The following is an 18269-nucleotide window of genomic DNA, read 5'->3' as shown; positions in this document are numbered from 1 at the left end:
CCCTCTCATCATTTATATTGTCTCACCCTAATACAGAGAGTAATCCCATTTTTCAATAAAGATACGCTACCTGCAAATCTAGATTGGTGGAACTAACCATCAACAGGGATGAAGTTTCACCTTATTCTACAGAAAAAATGAAAGAATATATAGGCTGATTTCCATTATGAACTTCTACCTCTACATCTTCAAAGTTTTCTGCTACAAATGCTACTAATGCAGCTACTTCTTCTTCCGATGCATCCTCACCTTGTAAAATCGTTAAGATTTCTGCATCTTCATCAAGCATATTTTCTAACAGCTTTTTCGCAGCGTTCAATTTTTCTGTATCTGTTGATACAATTTTTCCGTCTGCAATGCACATAAAATCATCTTTGTGAATTGTCACGCCATCAATCTCTGTATCACGAACCGCATACGTAATTTGACCTGTCTTCACATGAGCAAGCGCTTCGTTCATATTCGCTTCATTTTCTTCAAGCGTTCCTGCTGGATTGAAAGCAAGCATCGCCGCCATACCTTGCGGAACTGTTTTCGAACGAACAACGATTACTTCTTGGTTCACTATAGAAGCAGCTTGTTCTGCAGCCATTACAATATTACCGTTGTTCGGTAAAATAATAATTTTTTCTGCATTAGCTTCTTCAATCGCTTTTACAATATCCTCTGTACTTGGGTTCATCGTTTGACCGCCTTCAATAACTACCGTCGCGCCGATACTTTCAAACAATTCTTTAATACCAGACCCCATCGCCACCGTTACAACTCCATAAGTCTGCTTTTCTGCAGGTTGTTTCGCTTCTTCCTGCATCATTGCAGGCTCATCTAACAAAGCGGTATGTTGTTCACGCATATTTTCTACTTTAATATTAATTAAGCTACCATAACGTTGTCCGTAGTTCATTGCATCTCCAGGATGCTCTGCATGAATGTGAATTTTCACGATTTCATCATCAGCTACAACCAGCAATGAATCACCATATGCACTAATATCTTCACGGAATTTTTGCTCAGAGAAGTTATGTTCTTTCATCTTCTCTTCGTCTAGCTTGACCATAAATTCTGTACAGTAGCCATATGTGATATCTTCTGTACTCAATTGGCTTTGTACACTACGGTGATGTTCTGCACGTACCATTTCATTCATAGATGGTTGCACTGGCTCATCAGAAGTAATTGTTTCACCTTTTAAATCAGCTAAAAATCCTTCATACACAACAACAAGGCCTTTACCACCGCTATCTACAACACCAACTTGCTTTAATACAGGTAATAAATCCGGCGTACGATTTAAAGATGCGTTCGCCTCTTTCACAACTTCTTCCATAAACAAAACAAAGTCGCGTTGTTTTTTCGCAACTGTGACTGCATATTCACTCGTTTCTCTTGCAACAGTTAAAATCGTTCCTTCAATCGGTTTCATAACTGCTTTATATGCAGTTCCTACACCAGCTTCTAAAGCATCAGCAAAGTCAACTGTTGTTAACATTTCTTTTTGCTCAATAGATTTTGAGAAACCACGGAAAAGCTGAGATAAAATTACGCCAGAATTTCCACGTGCTCCCATTAATAATCCTTTTGCTAAGCTCACTCCGACTTTCCCAGCATGCTCAGAAGGATTTTTCTTTACTTCTCGCGCTCCTGAAGTCATCGATAAATTCATGTTTGTACCGGTATCGCCATCTGGAACTGGAAAAACGTTTAAAGCATCAACTAGCTTGACGTTATTTGTTAAATTATTTGCCCCTTGCAGAATCATTTGGGCTAAACGCTTCCCATCAATTTTTTGAATTGACACAGATTTTCCTCCTTAATGCACATTACAAGTTTGTTACTTTAACTCCTTGTACGTAGATGTTCACAGAATCTACAGCTAGTCCTACTGTTTGATCTAATGTATACTTCACTTTCGTTTGAACATTGTGTGCTACCTCTGAAATTTTTGTACCATAGCTCACGATAATATACATGTCAATATGTACTTCATCGTTCTCTTTACGAACAATAACGCCTCTTGTGAAATTTTCTTTTCGTAAGATTTCTGTTAATCCATCTTTTAATTGATTTTTTGACGCCATACCAACGATGCCGTAGCAATCTACTGCAGCGCCCCCAGCAATTGTTGCAATTACTTCTGTACTAATATCAATTTGACCGTACTTTGTTTTAATTTCAATTGACATCTCTTTTCCCCCTTTAGAAATGGTGAAAGTGAGCTAGACTACTTTAATTACTATCATATAATCTTTTCAAAAAAAATTCCAACGTTCTTTACTTTCGCCCTCGTACTTATAGAATAATATAGCACTTCTTTTTATGATGAGCAAAATAGTCCATTGTTATTATACAACACATACCCCTACGATATGTCAAGTAATTTTTCTTGATTTCCGCTTTTCTTACATATAGTGTCAAGTAATTTTTCTTGATTTCTTTCTTATACACTGTTGCATTCTCTTTTTAGTTGTGTTAAATTATAGTAGTGTTTTTAGCATTGTATAAAAGACTAACATTGAAAATTACGTAAGTTACGGTAGTTAAGGGAGGGAAATATAGATGGCTCGTGTTTGTGCTATTACTGGAAGAAAAGCTCGTTCTGGTAACTCTCGTTCTCACGCAATGAACGCTACAAAACGTAAATGGGGCGCTAACCTTCAAAAAGTTCGCGTACGCATTGACGGTAAAGTTCAACGTGTTTACGTTTCTGCTAGAGCATTAAAATCTGGCAAAATCGAACGTGTTTAATAATAAAAAAGAGAGCCTATTGGCTCTTTTTTTATTATCCTCATGAAAAAAGCACCGGTAACAGGTGCTTTTTTATTCCTTTTTAAAGGTATTTAACACCGCGCGAACAATTCCACCAAGAAATTTCGGCAACTTAATTGTATAAAATCTCATGGTTTCCCTCCTAATCCCCATTACTCCACTTGTTTACTATATGGCGTAGCAACAAAAGTAGTTCTTCAATCAGTGCTTCTTATCACCATTAATATGCCAGAAGTAAATGAAAAAGTACCTTTTTCCGCAACGAGTTCATTACTAATACAAAGTGTCGATCCCCATTTTATCGTTTTATCTGTAAGAGGATATTTAAAACCGCGAAGTGTAATTCCCGTTACTATTTCTGTAACAGGAACAAAAGATATGTAAGGGAATGATGAATTTTCTTCTATTGTATATGTACCCGATTCTTTAACAGAAATTTCATTTTTATAATCTACAATGCTCATGTTTACATTTGCTTGTAAACCTTTTAGTAACATTTGAATGTTAGCTAAACTATGATCCATCCTTCCACCTGTTGCACCAAAAATACGAATTTGTTCTGGTTCTTGCTCTAAAGCCCAGTTAATTGCAATCTCCAAATCCGTTTGATCCTTTTCTTTCGGCACAATATGCAAGTCTCGTTTCTGTGTTTGCATCCATACTAACTCTTCTTCTGTAACAGAATCATAATCACCAAAAGCTACTTGTGGTATTATTCCAAGCTGCAACAAATGATATACTCCTCGATCAACAGCTGCCCATACAACCTCTTCACTCTCATATTTTGAAAAATCTGCACAACACTCTACTGGACCTCCAGCTAAAATATGAATAATCATGTTCTCTCTCCTTCTATAGAAAAAAGGCAATCTACCAATGGCTAGATTACCTTTTTTCTTTAACCAATTTACCTACAAATTCATTTTTATCCCGCATTAACGGGCAGTAAGACCACGATTGGTTCAACTAACCAGCAGTGGGGGATGAAGAAAACCCCACTGCTGGAAGTTTCACTTTATCCGCGAATAGCTGCAATTGCTGCCCCGCGATCTTTTTGATTATATACAGCAGATCCTGCAACGAGAACATTCGCTCCTGCTTCTACACATAATTTCGCTGTTTCTACATTAACGCCGCCATCAACTTCAATCTCTACTTGTAAATTGCGTTCACGAACCATGTCCGCAACCTGTTTAATTTTTTGCAATACAGAATGAATGAACTTTTGACCACCAAAGCCTGGGTTTACCGTCATAAGTAGCACCATATCTGTATCTTCTAATACATGCTCAATCATCGAAACAGGTGTATGTGGATTTAAAACAACCCCCGCTTTAATACCCTGCGACTTAATTAATTGAATCGTACGATGCAAGTGTGGACACGCTTCTACATGTACTGTAATAATATCCGCTCCCGCTTTCGCAAAAGCAGGAATGTACTGATCCGGATTTTCAATCATAAGATGGACATCTAGTGGTAAAGAAGTAATTGGACGAATTGCTTCTACAATCAACGGACCAATCGTAATATTTGGAACAAAATGCCCATCCATTACATCGACATGTATGTAATCTGCTCCACCTTTTTCTACATCTTTAATTTCTTCTCCCAATCTTGAAAAGTCTGCTGATAAAATCGATGGTGCAATTTTAATCATCCTTAATACCTCGGCTTTCTCTCTCTAATTTCTTCAACGAATTGCATATAGTGCTCATAACGATAACGTGTAATGCTACCTTCTTCTACAGCATCTTTCACCGCACACTTCGGTTCAGAAAGATGTGTACAACCTCTAAATTTACAGTATTGACTCTGTTCTTTCAACTCTGGAAAACAATATGTGAGATCTTCTACTTCCATATCGATAAAATCCAGCGAACTAAACCCAGGTGTATCCGCAACAAGGCCGCTCCCTACTTCAATTAATTCCACATGCCTTGTCGTATGCTTACCTCGGCCTAAATGAGCTGAAATTCCACTCGTTTTTAACGCTAAATCTGGACGTAGCACGTTTAAAAGAGAAGATTTCCCTACACCAGATTGACCCGCTACAACAGAAACACAACCTTGTAAAAACGGTTTTAACACTTCTATACTCTCTGAAGTTGTCGTTGAAGTAAATACCACATCATAACCAATTGCAATGTAATCCCGCGCATACGCTTCAATTGTTTCACGTGTTTTCGCATCTATTAAATCCATCTTACTAATACAAATAATTGGTTTAATATTATGAAACTCAATTAAAACTAAAAAACGGTCTAATAACAATGGATTAAACTCTGGTTCTACTGCAGAAAACACAAGCAGCGCTTGATCAACGTTCGCAATTGGTGGGCGCACAAGTTCATTTTTTCGCTCGAATATTTCTAGAACATATCCTTCGCTCGGATTTTCAGCTTGGAATACGACTTGATCGCCAACAAGCGGTGTAATTTTATGTTTACGAAATACACCACGTCCGCGGCACTGCGTTACCCCCTCTTCATGCTGCACATAGTAGAATCCACTTAAAGCTTTTATAATTTTCCCTTCTGGCATACATTCTCTCCTTCATTTATCTTGTTCTAAAGAACATAAAAAGCCAACTTCTTTTCATAGATATTCATACTGAACTTTAGAACGAGATTCGTTCAACTCACCATTTGTAAGCATTCCTAACGGGAGTTTCACTTTATTCTGTTGGATACAGAACATCTTTTTCAATTAACGTCGTTCCGTCACGAACAATTTTATAACGTCCTTTGTTTCCTTCTTGAATAACAAAATCAAGAGAAATTGTCGTAGACTCCGTTATCGTTCTCGTTTCAAACGGCTTATCCATAGTATTCTGCATATCTTCTTTATATATTTCAATTGTTTGTGGTTTTTTCTCTCCAGTTGCCGGTGCTTGATACTCAATTGGAATATTGTCGACTTTTACAGTTTTCGTCGGCTTTTCTTTCGGTCCTTCAGAGACAACAATTGTTACTTTTGCCCCTTCTTTTAAATTCGTATCTGGCTTTGGTGATTGTGAAATAACAAGCCCTTTATCAACTGTATTTGAATACTCTCTCCTTATTTCTGGCACAAGCTTTTTCTCGTTCAAATAGCTGTTCACACTATTTTCTGTCCAACCAGAAAAATCAACGAGTCGAATTTGTTTCGGACCCTTACTAATCCACACTTTTATTTCTTGTTCTTCCTCTACAATAGATTGTCCTGCTTCAGGAATTTGTTCTACAATTTCATCCTTCGGCTTTTCGCTTTCAATATAATAAGGAACAACACCCTTATATTGAGTCAATTCATCTTTTATCTGACTATATTCTTTCCCAATTAAATTAGGCATTTTTTTCTTTTGCTTTCCACCTGATTGAAAAATCGTAATTTTTGTATTCTCTCTCACAACTCTTCCTGCAGCTGGATTTGTTTTAATGACCTTACCTTCTTCGACTTCATCTGTATATATAACTTGCGGTCCCGTCAATTCGAATCCTTTATCAACAAGTGTATTGACAGCTTTTTCATACGTCATATCAGATACATCAGGCACTTTAACTTCTTTTGGAATAAAGAAACCTGGAATAACTGTCACTGCCAATATTCCACACACAACTAAAAATATGAAAGTCGTAAGTAAAATCTTGAGCCATCGATTGCTTTTCTTTTTTTGTTGTTCTTCTTGTTTGAGTTCATTCTGCTGCTTTTCTTCTTTCGAATTTCCAGATAAAATAATTGTTTCTTCACTATTCGTATTTATCAATTGCTCCTGCTGAATAATAGGAATTGCTTTTGTTGCTTCCATATCTTCAGGTATATGGAAAGGTTGTTCATTTATTCGCTCTGGATATAATGCTGTTTCAATATCACGTTTCATTGCATTTGCAGATTGATAGCGATGAAATGGGTCTTTCGTTGTTGCTTTTAAAATAATATTTTCTACACTTTGTGGAATATCAGGATTCCACCTTTTCGGAGATGGTGTTTCATTTTGCAAATGTTTAAGAGCAATAGAAACAGCAGATTCTCCGGAAAACGGCGGCCTTCCTGTTAATAGTTCAAACATCACAATTCCAAGTGAATAAATATCTGATTGCTTATTGGCAACACCGCCTCTTGCCTGTTCAGGAGATAAATAATGAACAGAACCAAGAACAGAATTTGTATGTGTGATCGTCGTTGCGCTTGTCGCTGTTGCAATACCAAAATCTGTAACCTTCACAACACCGTCACTTCGAATTAAAATATTATGAGGCTTAATATCACGGTGAACAATTTCAAAATGATGCGCATGAGCCATCGCAGCAGTTAATTGTTCCATAATATCAAGCGCTTCTCCTACAGGAAGAAGACCTCGCTGTTGTATGTATTGCTTTAACGTTTGGCCAGGTACATATTCCATCACAAGATAATAAATTCCGTCTTCTTCTCCGACATCATACATATTAACAATATTTGGATGCGACAACGTTGTAACCGATTGCGCTTCTCGATGGAAACGCTTAATAAATTCCTCGTTATTTGAATAATCAAGCCGTAACATCTTTACAGCTACATCACGATCAAGTATGTCATCATGCGCCAAATATACATTGGCCATTCCCCCGCCACCAATCATTTTAAGCAGCTTGTAACGGTCATTTAGGCGTCTTCCAATCATCACGTTGTAATTCACCTACTTTCGTTCGCCGAATCCGCATAATCAATAATGACAAGAGTAATGTTATCTTCCCCGCCAAGGTCATTTGCAAGCTGCACAAGTTGTTCGCTTTTTATTTGTAAAAGCTCATCAGATTGTAAAATCTCTTTCATACGACCCATTGCAACTTTATTAGATAATCCATCAGAACAGAGTAACAATAGATCTCCCTCTTCTAATACTAAAGTTTTCACATCTAATATAACGGTTTCTTCCGTACCAAGCGCTCTTAGTAAAACATTTTTCCTTGGATGATATTCAGCATCTTCTTTTGAAATTTCTCCATGTCGAACGAGTTCATTTACAAGGGAATGATCTTCGGTTACAAGTGACATATAATCGTCCGATAACATATAACAGCGGCTATCTCCAATATGGCCAATTGTAACAAAAGCAGCTGTGCATATAGCAGCAACGATTGTCGTTCCCATTCCACTACATTCTGGATGTTCTCCAGAATATTTATATACTCGTTCATTAATAATTTGAGCATGATTATGTAACCATTGCTCTGCTTTTTTAGGCGTATCCATATTGTACGTTTGTTTCCAATAGTCATGGAACAGTTGGATTGCCATCGAGCTGGCAACATCGCCTGCTCGATGACCTCCCATTCCATCTGCTACAACAGCTAAAACATCTCCATCTAGATTATGAAATACTCCTGCACTATCTTCATTATGTTGACGAACTTTTCCTTTATCTGATAGAAACACGGTTTTCATTATCTCACCTCGTCTCTTCTTTGCGCTCCTTTGCACGCAATTGACCGCAGGCTGCATCAATATCATGACCTTGTTCACGACGAATCGTTACGTTAACACCACGATCTTTTAATGTTTTTTCAAACAAGAAAATTTGTTCGCGCGGTGTTCTCACATAATCGCGTTCTGGTACATAGTTAACTGGAATTAAGTTAACATGACATTTCACACCTTTTAACAGCTGAGCTAATTCCACAGCATGTTCGACTTGGTCGTTTTCTCCTCCAAATAAACCATATTCAAATGAAACACGGCGCCCTGTTTTCTCGATGTAATATTTGATAGCTTCCATTAAATCTGGTAGCTTGTATGCCCGGTTAATTGGCATTAATTTTGATCGCAGTTCTGTATTTGGAGCATGTAAGGAAACCGCAAAGTTAATTTGTATATTTTCTTCAGCAAACTTATAAATTTTCGGGATAATTCCACTTGTTGATACCGTCATATGACGCGCTCCAATGTGAAGTCCTTTTTCATGATTTACGATACGTAAAAACGCCATTAAGCTGTCATAATTATCAAACGGTTCTCCGATTCCCATAACAACAAGAGAGCTTACACGCTCATCTGTAGTATCTAGCTCACGTTGTACTTCGACAACTTGTGCAACAATCTCACCAGCCTCTAAATTGCGTTTTAAGCCGCCAAGTGTTGATGCGCAAAACGTACAGCCAATTCGGCAACCAACCTGTGTTGTTACACAAATTGAATTTCCGTAATCATGGCGCATTAATACTGTTTCAATAGAATAGCCATCATGCAGTTGGAATAAGAATTTAATTGTTCCATCTGAAGATGTTTGCTTTACTAATGTTTTTAAAGTTGTAATATCAAAGGAATTCGACAATTTTTCACGCAATCCTTTAGAAAGGTTTGACATATCCTCAAAAGTTATTACACGTTTTTTATAAAGCCAATCAAAAATTTGACCAGCACGGAATTTAGGTTCTCCTTGTTCTTTTAACCATTGTTCCATATCATGAAGCTGCAAGGAATAAATAGACGGTTTGTTTGTTTCTAATTCTTTTTTTTGTTTTTTCACAGTTGTTTCCATGATGCTACACCTTCTTTCTTAAACAAGCAATATAAAATCCATCCGTTGCAAAGTAATGCGGTAAAATTTGTACTCCGCCTTCTATTACATACGGATGCACAGCTTTTGGCAATCGTTCTTTCATTGTTGTATCCCATTCAAATTCAGGGTGTGATTGTAAAAACAGCTCTACTACTTGTTCGTTTTCTACTTTTTCAATTGTACACGTACTATAAACAAGGCGTCCTCCCTTTTTCAACAAAGGAGCTACCTTTTCTAAAATGGATAGCTGAATATTTGCAAGTCTTTCACTATCTTCTTTTTGTTTTCCAATTTTAATATCTGGTTTACGGCGAATTACACCAAATCCAGAGCACGGAGCATCTACCAATACCTTATCAAAACTCTCTTGTTCAAAATGCTCTTGTACTTTCCGTGCATCGAGCGTTTTCGCTTCTATATTTTCCAATTGAAGACGTTTTGCTTGCTGCTGAATTAAACGCACTTTGTGTGGATGTAAATCAAGAGAAATGACTTTCCCTGTTCCTTGCAAGCGTTCTGCAATATGCGTTGTTTTCCCGCCAGGAGCAGCGCAACTATCAAGGATAATATCTCCCGCTTCCGGATTAAGCGCACGAGCCACAAGCATAGAACTTTCATCTTGAATAGATAGCAATCCTTCTTGAAATGCTTTTGTATGAGCGACATTTCCTTTTTCAATTTGAATTGCATCTTCTGACAAATCACCATATTTTGCTTGAATTCCTTCTGTTTCTAGCGTTTTAAGCGCCTCTTCTACAGACCCTTTCGCTACATTTACTCGAGCGGTTGGAACTGGTGGAAGTTGGTTTACTTCACACATTTTTTGTGCCGTTTCAATTCCGTATGCTTCTATCCATTCTTTTACAAGCCATTCTGGATGGCTTGTTGCAATTGCAAGTCGCTTTTCAGAACTTTTAATCTCATCTAATGATGGAATGCCTTCACGCTGAATGGAACGGAGTACTCCGTTAACAAGCCCTGCAATTCCTTTATGACCACGGCGTTTTGCAATTTCAACCGCTTCATGAATTGCTGCTCGCTCTGGAACACGATCTAAATATAACATTTGATATAAAGATAAGCGAAGTAGCACTTTCACCCACAGTTCAATCTTTTTTCGCAAAAACGGCTGTAAATAATAATCAAGTGTATCACGTCTTTGAATTGTTCCATATACAACTTCTGTTAACAATCCAACATCTTTTTTATCAATGTTGCTTTTTTCAATAAGATTGTTCAAAAGCAAATTACTGTATGCGCCGCTTTTTTCAACTTGTAATAAACCGTCAAGAGCTAATTCACGAACGTTTTGTGTCATGCGTCTACTCCTAACTTCGTACCAATTTCAGGCTTTGTTCCACGCAAAAATTGTGAACAACTCATGCGCTTTTTACCAGATGGTTGCAACTCGGTAATTTTAATTGCTGTTTTATTTCCTGTTGCCACAACAAAACCCTCTTCTTCAACTGCTATAATTGTTCCAGCTTCGGCTTGCTCTTTTACAGAAACCTTTTCTCCCCACCATACTTTTACAACTTGCCCCGCTAAAGTCGTATAAGCAACTGGCCATGGGTTTAAACCACGAATATGATTGTAAACCTCTTCACCTGTTTTCATCCAATCAATCTTTTCTTGCTCACGTTTAATATTGTAAGCAAATGTTGCTTCGTCCTCGTTTTGTTTAATTGGTTCTAATTTCCCTTGTATTAACAGCGGAACAGTTTTTGATAATAAGTGCGCTCCAGCCTCACTTAATTTATCAAATAATGAACCAGTTGTTTCACGTTCTTCAATTTCTACTTCTACTTGCGTTAAAATATCACCAGCATCTAATTTTTCAACCATATACATAATCGTAATGCCTGTTTTTTCTTTTCCTTGCATGATGGAATAATGAATAGGTGCACCGCCGCGAAGTTCTGGGAGTAATGAAGCATGGACATTAATACATCCGTACTTCGGTGCTTCTAAAATTTCGTTTGGCACAATTTGCCCGAACGCAGCTGTCACAATTAAATCAGGCTCTAATGCCAACACCTTTTCATATTCATCTTTTTCACGAATTTTTAAAGGTTGTAACACCGGAATACCATGTTTTTCTGCTTCCACTTTAACAGGTGTTGGTGTCATAACCTTTTTTCTGCCTACTGGACGATCCGGCTGTGTCACAACACCAATCACATCATATCCATCTTCAATAAGACGACAAAGCACCGGCACTGAAAAGTCCGGTGTACCCATAAATACAACTTTCACCATTCAAAAAACTCTCCTTTTACATCTCTTCTAATTCATTTTCCTCATAATATCGCGTTACTTTAGATGTAAATAATACACCGTGTAAATGATCGATTTCATGTTGAATTGCACGAGCTAAAAACCCGTCTGCTTCTAGTAAAAATACTTTTCCACGGCGATTTTGGGCACGTACTTTAATGTACTCGGCACGTGTTACATCACCAAAAAGCCCCGGAAAACTTAAGCAGCCTTCGGGACCTACTTGTTCACCACGTTGTTCTAAAATAACAGGATTAATCAACTCAATTTTTCCGTTATCATCATCAATGTCTACAACAGCAACTTGCAGACTTACGCCAACTTGTGGTGCTGCTAAACCAACACCATCTGCAATCAGCATTGTTTCGTGCATATCTTTTAAAAGCTTCACTAACTTTTTATCAAAATTTATAACACGTTCACACGGCGTTTCTAATACTTCATTTGGATGTTTTACAATTTCTAACGTTGCCATTTTTTCCTCCGCTACATTAACATAGTTGGATTAAAATCAATTGAGATTTGCAAGTCTTTCTGCATTTCTGCCTGATAATGTTCATTTACCATTTTGAGCACGTACTTTAAGTTTGGTTCCCGTTTGTATTTTATCACGCATTGGTAGCGATATCTATCTTTAATACGAGGAATTGCCGAAGCAACCGGACCTAAAATCACCGTTTGCTGGGCACAATGTTGCCGTAAAAAACCAACGATCTTCTCTGTTACCTGCACTGCTTTTAATAATTCTGGATGAGATACTGTAACTAATGCGACATAATAATATGGTGGATATTGCCGAATTTTCCTCATATACATCTCGCGTTCAAAGAACATATCATACTGCTGCTGTTTCGCTAATTGTACACTATAATGCTCGGGTGTATACGTTTGAATAACGACTTCACCTGGAAGTTCGTGACGTCCAGCTCGGCCGCTCACTTGCGTTAAAAGCTGATATGTTTTTTCGCTCGCTCTAAAATCCGGCAAATGCAGCATCGTATCTGCTGTTAATACACCTACAAGCGTCACATTCGGAAAATCCAGACCTTTAGCAATCATTTGTGTTCCAAGTAAAATATCTGCCTCTCCTGCACCAAATGACTTCAGGAGCTTTTCATGCATCCCTTTACGACTTGTCGTATCAACATCCATTCGAATGACGCGCGCTTCAGGAAACAGTTTTGTAATTTCTTCTTCAACCTTTTGTGTTCCTGTCCCAAAGAAGCGGATATAGGAACTATTACAAGCAGGACAAGCATTTGGCAAATTTTCCTCATAACTACAATAGTGACATTTCAAACGATTATTCATCCTGTGATATGTAAGTGAAATATCACAGTGCGGACATTGTACTACATAACCGCAATCACGGCACATGACAAATGTCGAATGACCTCTTCTGTTTAAAAAGAGCACCATTTGTTCCTTTTTCTCTAACCGATCCGCTATTTTCTCATGAAGAAGCTGAGAAAACATAGAACGATTTCCCTCCCGAAGTTCTTCTCTCATATCAATAATCTCAACTGTCGGCAAATCCCTTTGATTCATACGCTTTGTCATTGTAAGCAGCTCATATACACCTTTTTTTGCACGAGCAAACGATTCTAATGTAGGTGTGGCACTTCCTAGTACAACAGGACAATTGTGATATTCTCCCCGCCAAATTGCAACAGAACGTGCATGATAACGCGGATTATCCTCTTGTTTGTAACTTGATTCATGTTCTTCATCAATAATAATGATTCCTAAATTCTCAAATGGTGCAAAAATTGCTGAACGTGCCCCTACAACTACTTTTACTTCTTTTCGCAGGATTTTACGCCATTCATCATATTTTTCCCCAACAGATAGCGCACTATGAAGAACTGCAACTTGCGAACCAAAGCGCCCTTTAAAGCGATCAACCATTTGGGGAGTTAACGAAATTTCCGGTACAAGTACAATAGCTTCTTTTCCTTTTCGCAACACTTCTTCAATTGACTGTAAATACACTTCCGTTTTTCCGCTCCCAGTTATACCGTACAGTAAAAATGTCTCATGTTTCTCTTTTGTAATAGAAGTTAAGATCGGTGCAATAACTTGTTGTTGTTCTTCTGTAAGCGGGAATGGTTTTGTGCGCTCAAAAGCATCGTCATCATACGGATTTCGATATATCTCCACATATTTTTCAGCTAATAGACCCTTTTTCACAAGAGATTTTATCGGAGCATCTGTAATTTGCAATTCTTCCGTTATTATTTTTAACGGTATGGACCGATAATGTTCCATAAAGTAATACAATATATCTTGCTGTTTTTTACTTTTTAAGTTAAAGGCCGCTTCCTCTAATTCTTCATAAGACAACACAGGTTGGATCATTTTTTGTTTTTTCTTTTGCGCCTTATCTTTTACTTCATAGACAACTTCCACTGTTCCTTTAGCAATTTCTGTTTGGACTGCACGGTACAAATGTGGTTGTTCATCGAGCACACTCCAATCGATACTTTCTTTTCCTTGAAAGAGAAATTTTACATTCTCAGCTATATCCTCAGAACGATGGAGATGCAACCGCTTTTTATATGTCGCTTTAATCGCTGCTGGCAGCATAACTTGGAACGCTGAAATTGTGAAACAAAGTGTTTCTTCCGTAAGCCAATTTCCAAGTTGCAACAATTCTGCATTCAATACAGGTGTTACGTCTAACAGTTCATGCAATGTTTTCAACTTATTTACATCTACATCTACTGTATCTTTTATGTCAATAACGAATCCTTGTAATTTTCGTGGTCCAAATGGAACAACAACTCGCATGCCTGTTTGGACAAGATCTTCCCAGCGCTTAGGAATTATATAATCGAATGGCCTATCCGTTTGCCTTGCTGGAACATCAACAATTACGCTTGCAAATTTCATGCGGGATCCTCTTCCAGCATTTTTTCAACTTGTAGTAAAATTTCTCTAGCTACCTCCTGCTTTGTTAGCAGTGGCAATTTAATCATAGCGCCATTTCGTTTATACATCGTAACAATATTTGTATCCGTACCAAACCCTGCACCTTCTGCTTTTACATCATTAGCAACAATCATGTCAGCATTTTTCTCACGTAATTTTTTCGTCGCATACTCTTCAACATTTGTTGTTTCTGCTGCAAAACCAATGAGTAATTGATGTTCTTTTCGTTCACCTAATGTTTTAAGAATATCTATCGTACGTTCAAGTTCAATAACCGTATCGCCATTTTTCTTTTTCATTTTTTCATCATAAACGATTTTCGGTCGATAATCTGCAACGGCAGCTGTTTTGATCACAACATCCATATTGGAATAATGATGTAAAACCGCCTCTAACATATCTTGCGCTGATTGTACTTGTATTGTTGTTACATTCGCAGGTGGCGTTAGTGCTGTTGGACCAGAAACAAGAATGACTTCTGCTCCAAGACTTGCCGCAACTTCCGCAAGCGCATAACCCATTTTGCCAGATGAGAAATTTGTCATAAAGCGAACTGGATCAATCTTCTCACGCGTTGGTCCCGCCGTCACTAATATCCGTTTTCCTTGAAGTGGCTTCCCTTGTGAAAAATGTACTTCTAACATTGCTACAATGTTTTCCGGTTCTTCTAATCGACCTTTAGCAACATATCCACAAGCTAAAAATCCTTCACCAGGCTCAATAAATGTATAACCTAATTTTTTTAATGTTTGCATGTTTTTTTGAACAACTGGATTTTCGTACATATGAACATTCATGGCAGGTGCAATCCACACTGGAGCTGTAGTTGCAAGAAGCGTCGTTGAAATCATATCATCTGCAAGACCATTTGCTAATTTACCAATAATGTTTGCTGTCGCTGGTGCAACAAGAACAACATCAGCCCAGTCTGCTAAATCAATATGAGCAATCACTGCTGAATCTTTTTCATCGAATGTATCTGTATATACATCATGGCGAGAAAGCGCTTGAAATGTAAGCGGTGCAACAAACTTCATTGCCGACTCACTCATTATTACTTTCACAAGCGCACCTGCCTGTGTTAATTTACTTGTTAACGCAGCTGCTTTAAATACAGCAATGCCTCCTGTAACACATAAAAGTATTTTTTTCCCTTTTAGCATAGGTCTCGTCCTCTTTCTTTCATGAAACTTAGTCCTACTCGAAATTCAAATCATTCACCATCACAACATAAAATACAAGCTGCCGTTATTCTCCATCCTATATGAAGTCATTTTGATTTTTCGACATATAGATTGCTGCTATGGAGAAGAACCTGCACTCGCTTTCTCTCTTAGTCCCGCATTAACGGGCAGTAAGACCCCCACCCCAAGATTGAGTGAGAAGCAAAAAAGATAGATGGGGGATAACTGCCCGTAAAAGCCCGATTGGTGAGAGCTTTCCATCAGTGGGGATAAAGGCCCCACTGATGGAAGTTTCACTTTATTTTCACTTCGCATGTGGCAGAAAAAGGTCCTGACCGCTTCTTTGCATGGCCAGATGCTCTCGCTCACCTAAAAAGAAAGCTTTTATGTCGTTTTTTTAATGTTGATTTATCTATATCGTAAAAAAATAACAACCTACTTGTAAATAGGTTGTTACTGTTACATAGAAAAGTATAGTATCTATGCCTCTATTTGTCGAAAAGAAAGCTTTATTTTTGGTTATTATCTTCACTTGGTTCGTAGTTTAATAATTGTGCATTAATCTCTTCTAATGCTTTTCCTACAAACTTATGAGATACTGGTTGTTCAACACTACAATCATTATGCTCTTGCATTTCACGAGCGCGCTTTGCAGCTACTGTTACTAGCGTATATTTAGAATCAATTTTTTGTAACAATGCATCAATAGATGGGTTTAACATATTATATTTCCTCCGTCATTTCTTTATAGTATTTTGCTACTCGCTCACGGCGACAATGTTCACCTATCACAATTGCCTTAATACGTTCGCAAGCAAGTTCCACTTCATCATTTTCTACTACGTAGTCATAAGCATCCATCATTTCGATTTCTTCTTTTGCTACTGTTAAACGATTTTGAATTACTTCTTCTGTTTCTGTACCACGACCAACAATGCGGTTTTTTAGTTCCGATAAACTTGGAGGAGCTAAAAAGATGAATACTCCTTCTGGAAAAGCTTTCTTTACTTGAATCGCGCCTTGCACTTCGATTTCTAAGAAAACATCTTTCCCTTGCTGCAATGTCTGCTCTACATAATCAATTGGTGTTCCGTAATAGTTTCCAACAAACTCCGCCCATTCAAGCAGTTTATTGTTACGAATCATCTCTTCAAATTCTTCTCTCGTGTTAAAGAAATAATCAACACCATCTACTTCTCCTTCACGTGGTTTACGCGTTGTTACAGAAATAGAGTATTGTAAATTTGTATCTTCTTGATTGAACAATTCCTTTCGAACCGTTCCTTTTCCAACACCAGAAGGCCCTGAAAGAACAATGAGCAACCCTCTTCTACTTCTCATATATATGTTAAACCTACCCTTCGTCACTTAAATCTTCTTTATTATTTAATCGATGAGCAATTGTCTCCGGTTGTATTGGACTTAATACAATATGTCCATCATCCATAACAATAACTGCTCGTGTTTTTCGACCATAAGTAGCATCAAGCAGCACATTTTGTTCGCGAGCTTCCTGTACTAACCTTTTAATCGGTGCTGATTCCGGACTTACAATGGAAATAATTCGATGTGCAGATACGATATTTCCATATCCAATATTTAAAAACCGCATGGCCATAGTTTGCGCCTCCTAGTAAGTCTATCCGATTTCTCTCTCTCGTATAACTCCGTATACAATTGACAGCTACTCAATATTTTGTACTTGTTCACGAATTTTTTCAAGATTATTTTTCATTTCAACAACATATTTTGAAATTGTTAAGTCATTTGCTTTCGAACCAATTGTATTTATTTCACGATGCATCTCTTGTACAATAAAGTCCATCTTTCTTCCAACCGGTTCTGTACTTTGCAGCGCCTCTTGAAATTGTTCTAAATGACTTTGCAGTCGAACTAACTCTTCATGAATATCACAGCGGTCTGTAAACACCGCTATCTCTGTAAGTAATCGTTGTTCCTCTAATTCTTGATTATGTAATTCTTTCAAACGGTTTTCCAAACGCTCACGATATTTTTGAATGACTGACGGCGCATAGGGAACAATGGCATGCACGCACGTGTGAATTTCTTGCAAACGATGCTCCAAATCTTTATGCAGTCGTTCTCCTTCACCATCACGCATCGTTTTTAACATACTAGCTGCGCGGCGAACCGCTTCATACAAACTATGTTCAAACGTTTCATTTACATTCTCAACTTCTTCAATTGCTGTCACTTCTGGCATAGCAATAAGCTGCTGTAATGTAATCGAATCCTGTAATTGAAATTTCTCCTTCGCTTCTTCCATAATGAGCTTATATTGCTCTAAAAGGGACCAGTCCACGCGTAATTTCCGTTCAACGAGCCCTTCCCCTTCAACAATAATCGATACTTCAATACGTCCGCGGCCAACTTGTTCTGCAATTAATTTACGGATTTTATCCTCGAACACCATCATTTGCTTCGGAAGACGAATATTCATCTCTAAAAAGCGATGATTGACCGACTTCATTTCTACTGTAATTTGAAACGCATCACTTTCTACCTTTGCGCGTCCAAACCCTGTCATACTCGAAATCATTTTATCACATCCAAGCCATGATCTTACT

Annotated in this window: 19 protein-coding genes; 1 reads left to right on the top strand and 18 read right to left on the bottom strand. The window is 37.8% G+C overall.

Annotated elements, in window-relative coordinates; all coding sequences use genetic code 11:
• Window positions 1–121 precede the first annotated feature (121 nt).
• Together ACTDJC_RS04555 and ACTDJC_RS04550 are read right to left on the bottom strand one after the other, a co-directional pair.
• Window positions 122–1798 carry a DAK2 domain-containing protein gene (locus ACTDJC_RS04555; protein ID WP_098309664.1) on the bottom strand — a complete coding sequence of 559 codons (1677 nt, stop codon included), beginning with the start codon at window positions 1796–1798 and terminating at the stop codon, window positions 122–124.
• 22 nt (window positions 1799–1820) lie between these two features.
• Window positions 1821–2183 (bottom strand): Asp23/Gls24 family envelope stress response protein, encoded by a 363-nt coding sequence (locus ACTDJC_RS04550; protein ID WP_098309663.1) that lies wholly within the window; start codon window positions 2181–2183, stop codon window positions 1821–1823.
• A gap of 373 nt (window positions 2184–2556) precedes the next feature.
• Here ACTDJC_RS04550 and rpmB point away from each other — a divergent pair, with 373 nt between their 5' ends.
• Window positions 2557–2745: a 50S ribosomal protein L28 gene (gene rpmB / locus ACTDJC_RS04545; RefSeq protein WP_000124776.1), complete on the top strand. Its 189-nt coding sequence runs from the start codon at window positions 2557–2559 to the stop codon at window positions 2743–2745.
• A gap of 72 nt (window positions 2746–2817) precedes the next feature.
• Here the strand turns inward: rpmB and spoVM are convergent, their stop codons facing one another.
• The 16 genes from spoVM to ACTDJC_RS04465 form a co-directional block, all read right to left on the bottom strand.
• Window positions 2818–2898 carry a stage V sporulation protein SpoVM gene (gene spoVM, locus ACTDJC_RS04540; protein ID WP_098309662.1) on the bottom strand — a complete coding sequence of 27 codons (81 nt, stop codon included), beginning with the start codon at window positions 2896–2898 and terminating at the stop codon, window positions 2818–2820.
• Window positions 2899–2963: 65 nt separating this feature from the next.
• Window positions 2964–3605, bottom strand: coding sequence for a thiamine diphosphokinase (locus ACTDJC_RS04535; protein WP_098309661.1), 642 nt, complete (start codon window positions 3603–3605; stop codon window positions 2964–2966).
• 176 nt (window positions 3606–3781) lie between these two features.
• The gene (rpe, locus tag ACTDJC_RS04530) at window positions 3782–4426 is read right to left on the bottom strand and encodes a ribulose-phosphate 3-epimerase (RefSeq protein WP_098309660.1); all 645 of its coding nucleotides are present in this window, start codon (window positions 4424–4426) and stop codon (window positions 3782–3784) included.
• A 2-nt stretch (window positions 4427–4428) separates the two neighbouring features.
• The gene (gene rsgA / locus ACTDJC_RS04525) at window positions 4429–5310 is read right to left on the bottom strand and encodes a ribosome small subunit-dependent GTPase A (protein WP_098309659.1); all 882 of its coding nucleotides are present in this window, start codon (window positions 5308–5310) and stop codon (window positions 4429–4431) included.
• A gap of 133 nt (window positions 5311–5443) precedes the next feature.
• Window positions 5444–7414: a Stk1 family PASTA domain-containing Ser/Thr kinase gene (pknB, locus tag ACTDJC_RS04520; RefSeq protein ID WP_440602727.1), complete on the bottom strand. Its 1971-nt coding sequence runs from the start codon at window positions 7412–7414 to the stop codon at window positions 5444–5446.
• Between the two features lie 8 nt (window positions 7415–7422).
• Window positions 7423–8175, bottom strand: a complete 753-nt coding sequence (locus ACTDJC_RS04515; RefSeq protein WP_098309657.1) for a Stp1/IreP family PP2C-type Ser/Thr phosphatase — start codon at window positions 8173–8175, stop codon at window positions 7423–7425.
• Between the two features lie 4 nt (window positions 8176–8179).
• Window positions 8180–9268, bottom strand: a complete 1089-nt coding sequence (gene rlmN / locus ACTDJC_RS04510) for a 23S rRNA (adenine(2503)-C(2))-methyltransferase RlmN (RefSeq protein WP_098309656.1) — start codon at window positions 9266–9268, stop codon at window positions 8180–8182.
• A gap of 4 nt (window positions 9269–9272) precedes the next feature.
• Window positions 9273–10607, bottom strand: coding sequence for a 16S rRNA (cytosine(967)-C(5))-methyltransferase RsmB (gene rsmB, locus ACTDJC_RS04505; protein ID WP_098309655.1), 1335 nt, complete (start codon window positions 10605–10607; stop codon window positions 9273–9275).
• Window positions 10604–11548 (bottom strand): methionyl-tRNA formyltransferase, encoded by a 945-nt coding sequence (fmt, locus tag ACTDJC_RS04500; RefSeq protein WP_098309654.1) that lies wholly within the window; start codon window positions 11546–11548, stop codon window positions 10604–10606. Before fmt ends, rsmB begins: the two co-directional genes overlap by 4 nt.
• 16 nt (window positions 11549–11564) lie before the next feature.
• Window positions 11565–12041: a peptide deformylase gene (gene def, locus ACTDJC_RS04495; protein ID WP_090912690.1), complete on the bottom strand. Its 477-nt coding sequence runs from the start codon at window positions 12039–12041 to the stop codon at window positions 11565–11567.
• Between the two features lie 11 nt (window positions 12042–12052).
• Window positions 12053–14458, bottom strand: a complete 2406-nt coding sequence (gene priA / locus ACTDJC_RS04490; protein ID WP_098309653.1) for a primosomal protein N' — start codon at window positions 14456–14458, stop codon at window positions 12053–12055.
• A complete protein-coding gene (coaBC, locus tag ACTDJC_RS04485; RefSeq protein ID WP_098309652.1) occupies window positions 14455–15660 on the bottom strand; it encodes a bifunctional phosphopantothenoylcysteine decarboxylase/phosphopantothenate--cysteine ligase CoaBC in 1206 nt (401 codons plus the stop codon). The genes priA and coaBC overlap by 4 nt, the downstream gene beginning before the upstream one ends.
• 530 nt (window positions 15661–16190) lie before the next feature.
• Entirely contained in the window at window positions 16191–16403 is a 213-nt protein-coding gene (gene rpoZ, locus ACTDJC_RS04480) for a DNA-directed RNA polymerase subunit omega (protein ID WP_098311141.1), read from the bottom strand.
• Window position 16404: 1 nt separating this feature from the next.
• Window positions 16405–17022, bottom strand: coding sequence for a guanylate kinase (gmk, locus tag ACTDJC_RS04475; RefSeq protein WP_098311140.1), 618 nt, complete (start codon window positions 17020–17022; stop codon window positions 16405–16407).
• 13 nt (window positions 17023–17035) lie between these two features.
• A complete protein-coding gene (remA, locus tag ACTDJC_RS04470; RefSeq protein WP_020059206.1) occupies window positions 17036–17299 on the bottom strand; it encodes an extracellular matrix/biofilm regulator RemA in 264 nt (87 codons plus the stop codon).
• 66 nt (window positions 17300–17365) lie between these two features.
• A complete protein-coding gene (locus tag ACTDJC_RS04465; protein ID WP_098311139.1) occupies window positions 17366–18241 on the bottom strand; it encodes a YicC/YloC family endoribonuclease in 876 nt (291 codons plus the stop codon).
• Between the last annotated feature and the right edge of the window lie 28 nt (window positions 18242–18269).

This window comes from Bacillus sp. GB_SG_008, from assembly GCF_052038115.1.
Classification (GTDB): Bacteria; Bacillota; Bacilli; order Bacillales; family Bacillaceae_G; genus Bacillus_A; species Bacillus_A rhizoplanae.
Note: the sequence above shows the minus strand (reverse complement) of the source record. Positions and strands in the feature narration are given on the sequence as shown.

Coding starts and splice junctions, on each gene's coding strand:
- ACTDJC_RS04550 (WP_098309663.1), bottom strand. CDS start 2,183: ATGTCAATTGAAATTAAAACAAAGTACGGTCAAATTGATATTAGTACA.
- rpmB (WP_000124776.1), top strand. CDS start 2,557: ATGGCTCGTGTTTGTGCTATTACTGGAAGAAAAGCTCGTTCTGGTAAC.
- spoVM (WP_098309662.1), bottom strand. CDS start 2,898: ATGAGATTTTATACAATTAAGTTGCCGAAATTTCTTGGTGGAATTGTT.
- ACTDJC_RS04535 (WP_098309661.1), bottom strand. CDS start 3,605: ATGATTATTCATATTTTAGCTGGAGGTCCAGTAGAGTGTTGTGCAGAT.
- rpe (WP_098309660.1), bottom strand. CDS start 4,426: ATGATTAAAATTGCACCATCGATTTTATCAGCAGACTTTTCAAGATTG.
- rsgA (WP_098309659.1), bottom strand. CDS start 5,310: ATGCCAGAAGGGAAAATTATAAAAGCTTTAAGTGGATTCTACTATGTG.
- ACTDJC_RS04515 (WP_098309657.1), bottom strand. CDS start 8,175: ATGAAAACCGTGTTTCTATCAGATAAAGGAAAAGTTCGTCAACATAAT.
- rlmN (WP_098309656.1), bottom strand. CDS start 9,268: ATGGAAACAACTGTGAAAAAACAAAAAAAAGAATTAGAAACAAACAAA.
- rsmB (WP_098309655.1), bottom strand. CDS start 10,607: ATGACACAAAACGTTCGTGAATTAGCTCTTGACGGTTTATTACAAGTT.
- fmt (WP_098309654.1), bottom strand. CDS start 11,548: ATGGTGAAAGTTGTATTTATGGGTACACCGGACTTTTCAGTGCCGGTG.
- def (WP_090912690.1), bottom strand. CDS start 12,041: ATGGCAACGTTAGAAATTGTAAAACATCCAAATGAAGTATTAGAAACG.
- priA (WP_098309653.1), bottom strand. CDS start 14,458: ATGAAATTTGCAAGCGTAATTGTTGATGTTCCAGCAAGGCAAACGGAT.
- coaBC (WP_098309652.1), bottom strand. CDS start 15,660: ATGCTAAAAGGGAAAAAAATACTTTTATGTGTTACAGGAGGCATTGCT.
- rpoZ (WP_098311141.1), bottom strand. CDS start 16,403: ATGTTAAACCCATCTATTGATGCATTGTTACAAAAAATTGATTCTAAA.
- gmk (WP_098311140.1), bottom strand. CDS start 17,022: ATGAGAAGTAGAAGAGGGTTGCTCATTGTTCTTTCAGGGCCTTCTGGT.
- remA (WP_020059206.1), bottom strand. CDS start 17,299: ATGGCCATGCGGTTTTTAAATATTGGATATGGAAATATCGTATCTGCA.
- ACTDJC_RS04465 (WP_098311139.1), bottom strand. CDS start 18,241: ATGATTTCGAGTATGACAGGGTTTGGACGCGCAAAGGTAGAAAGTGAT.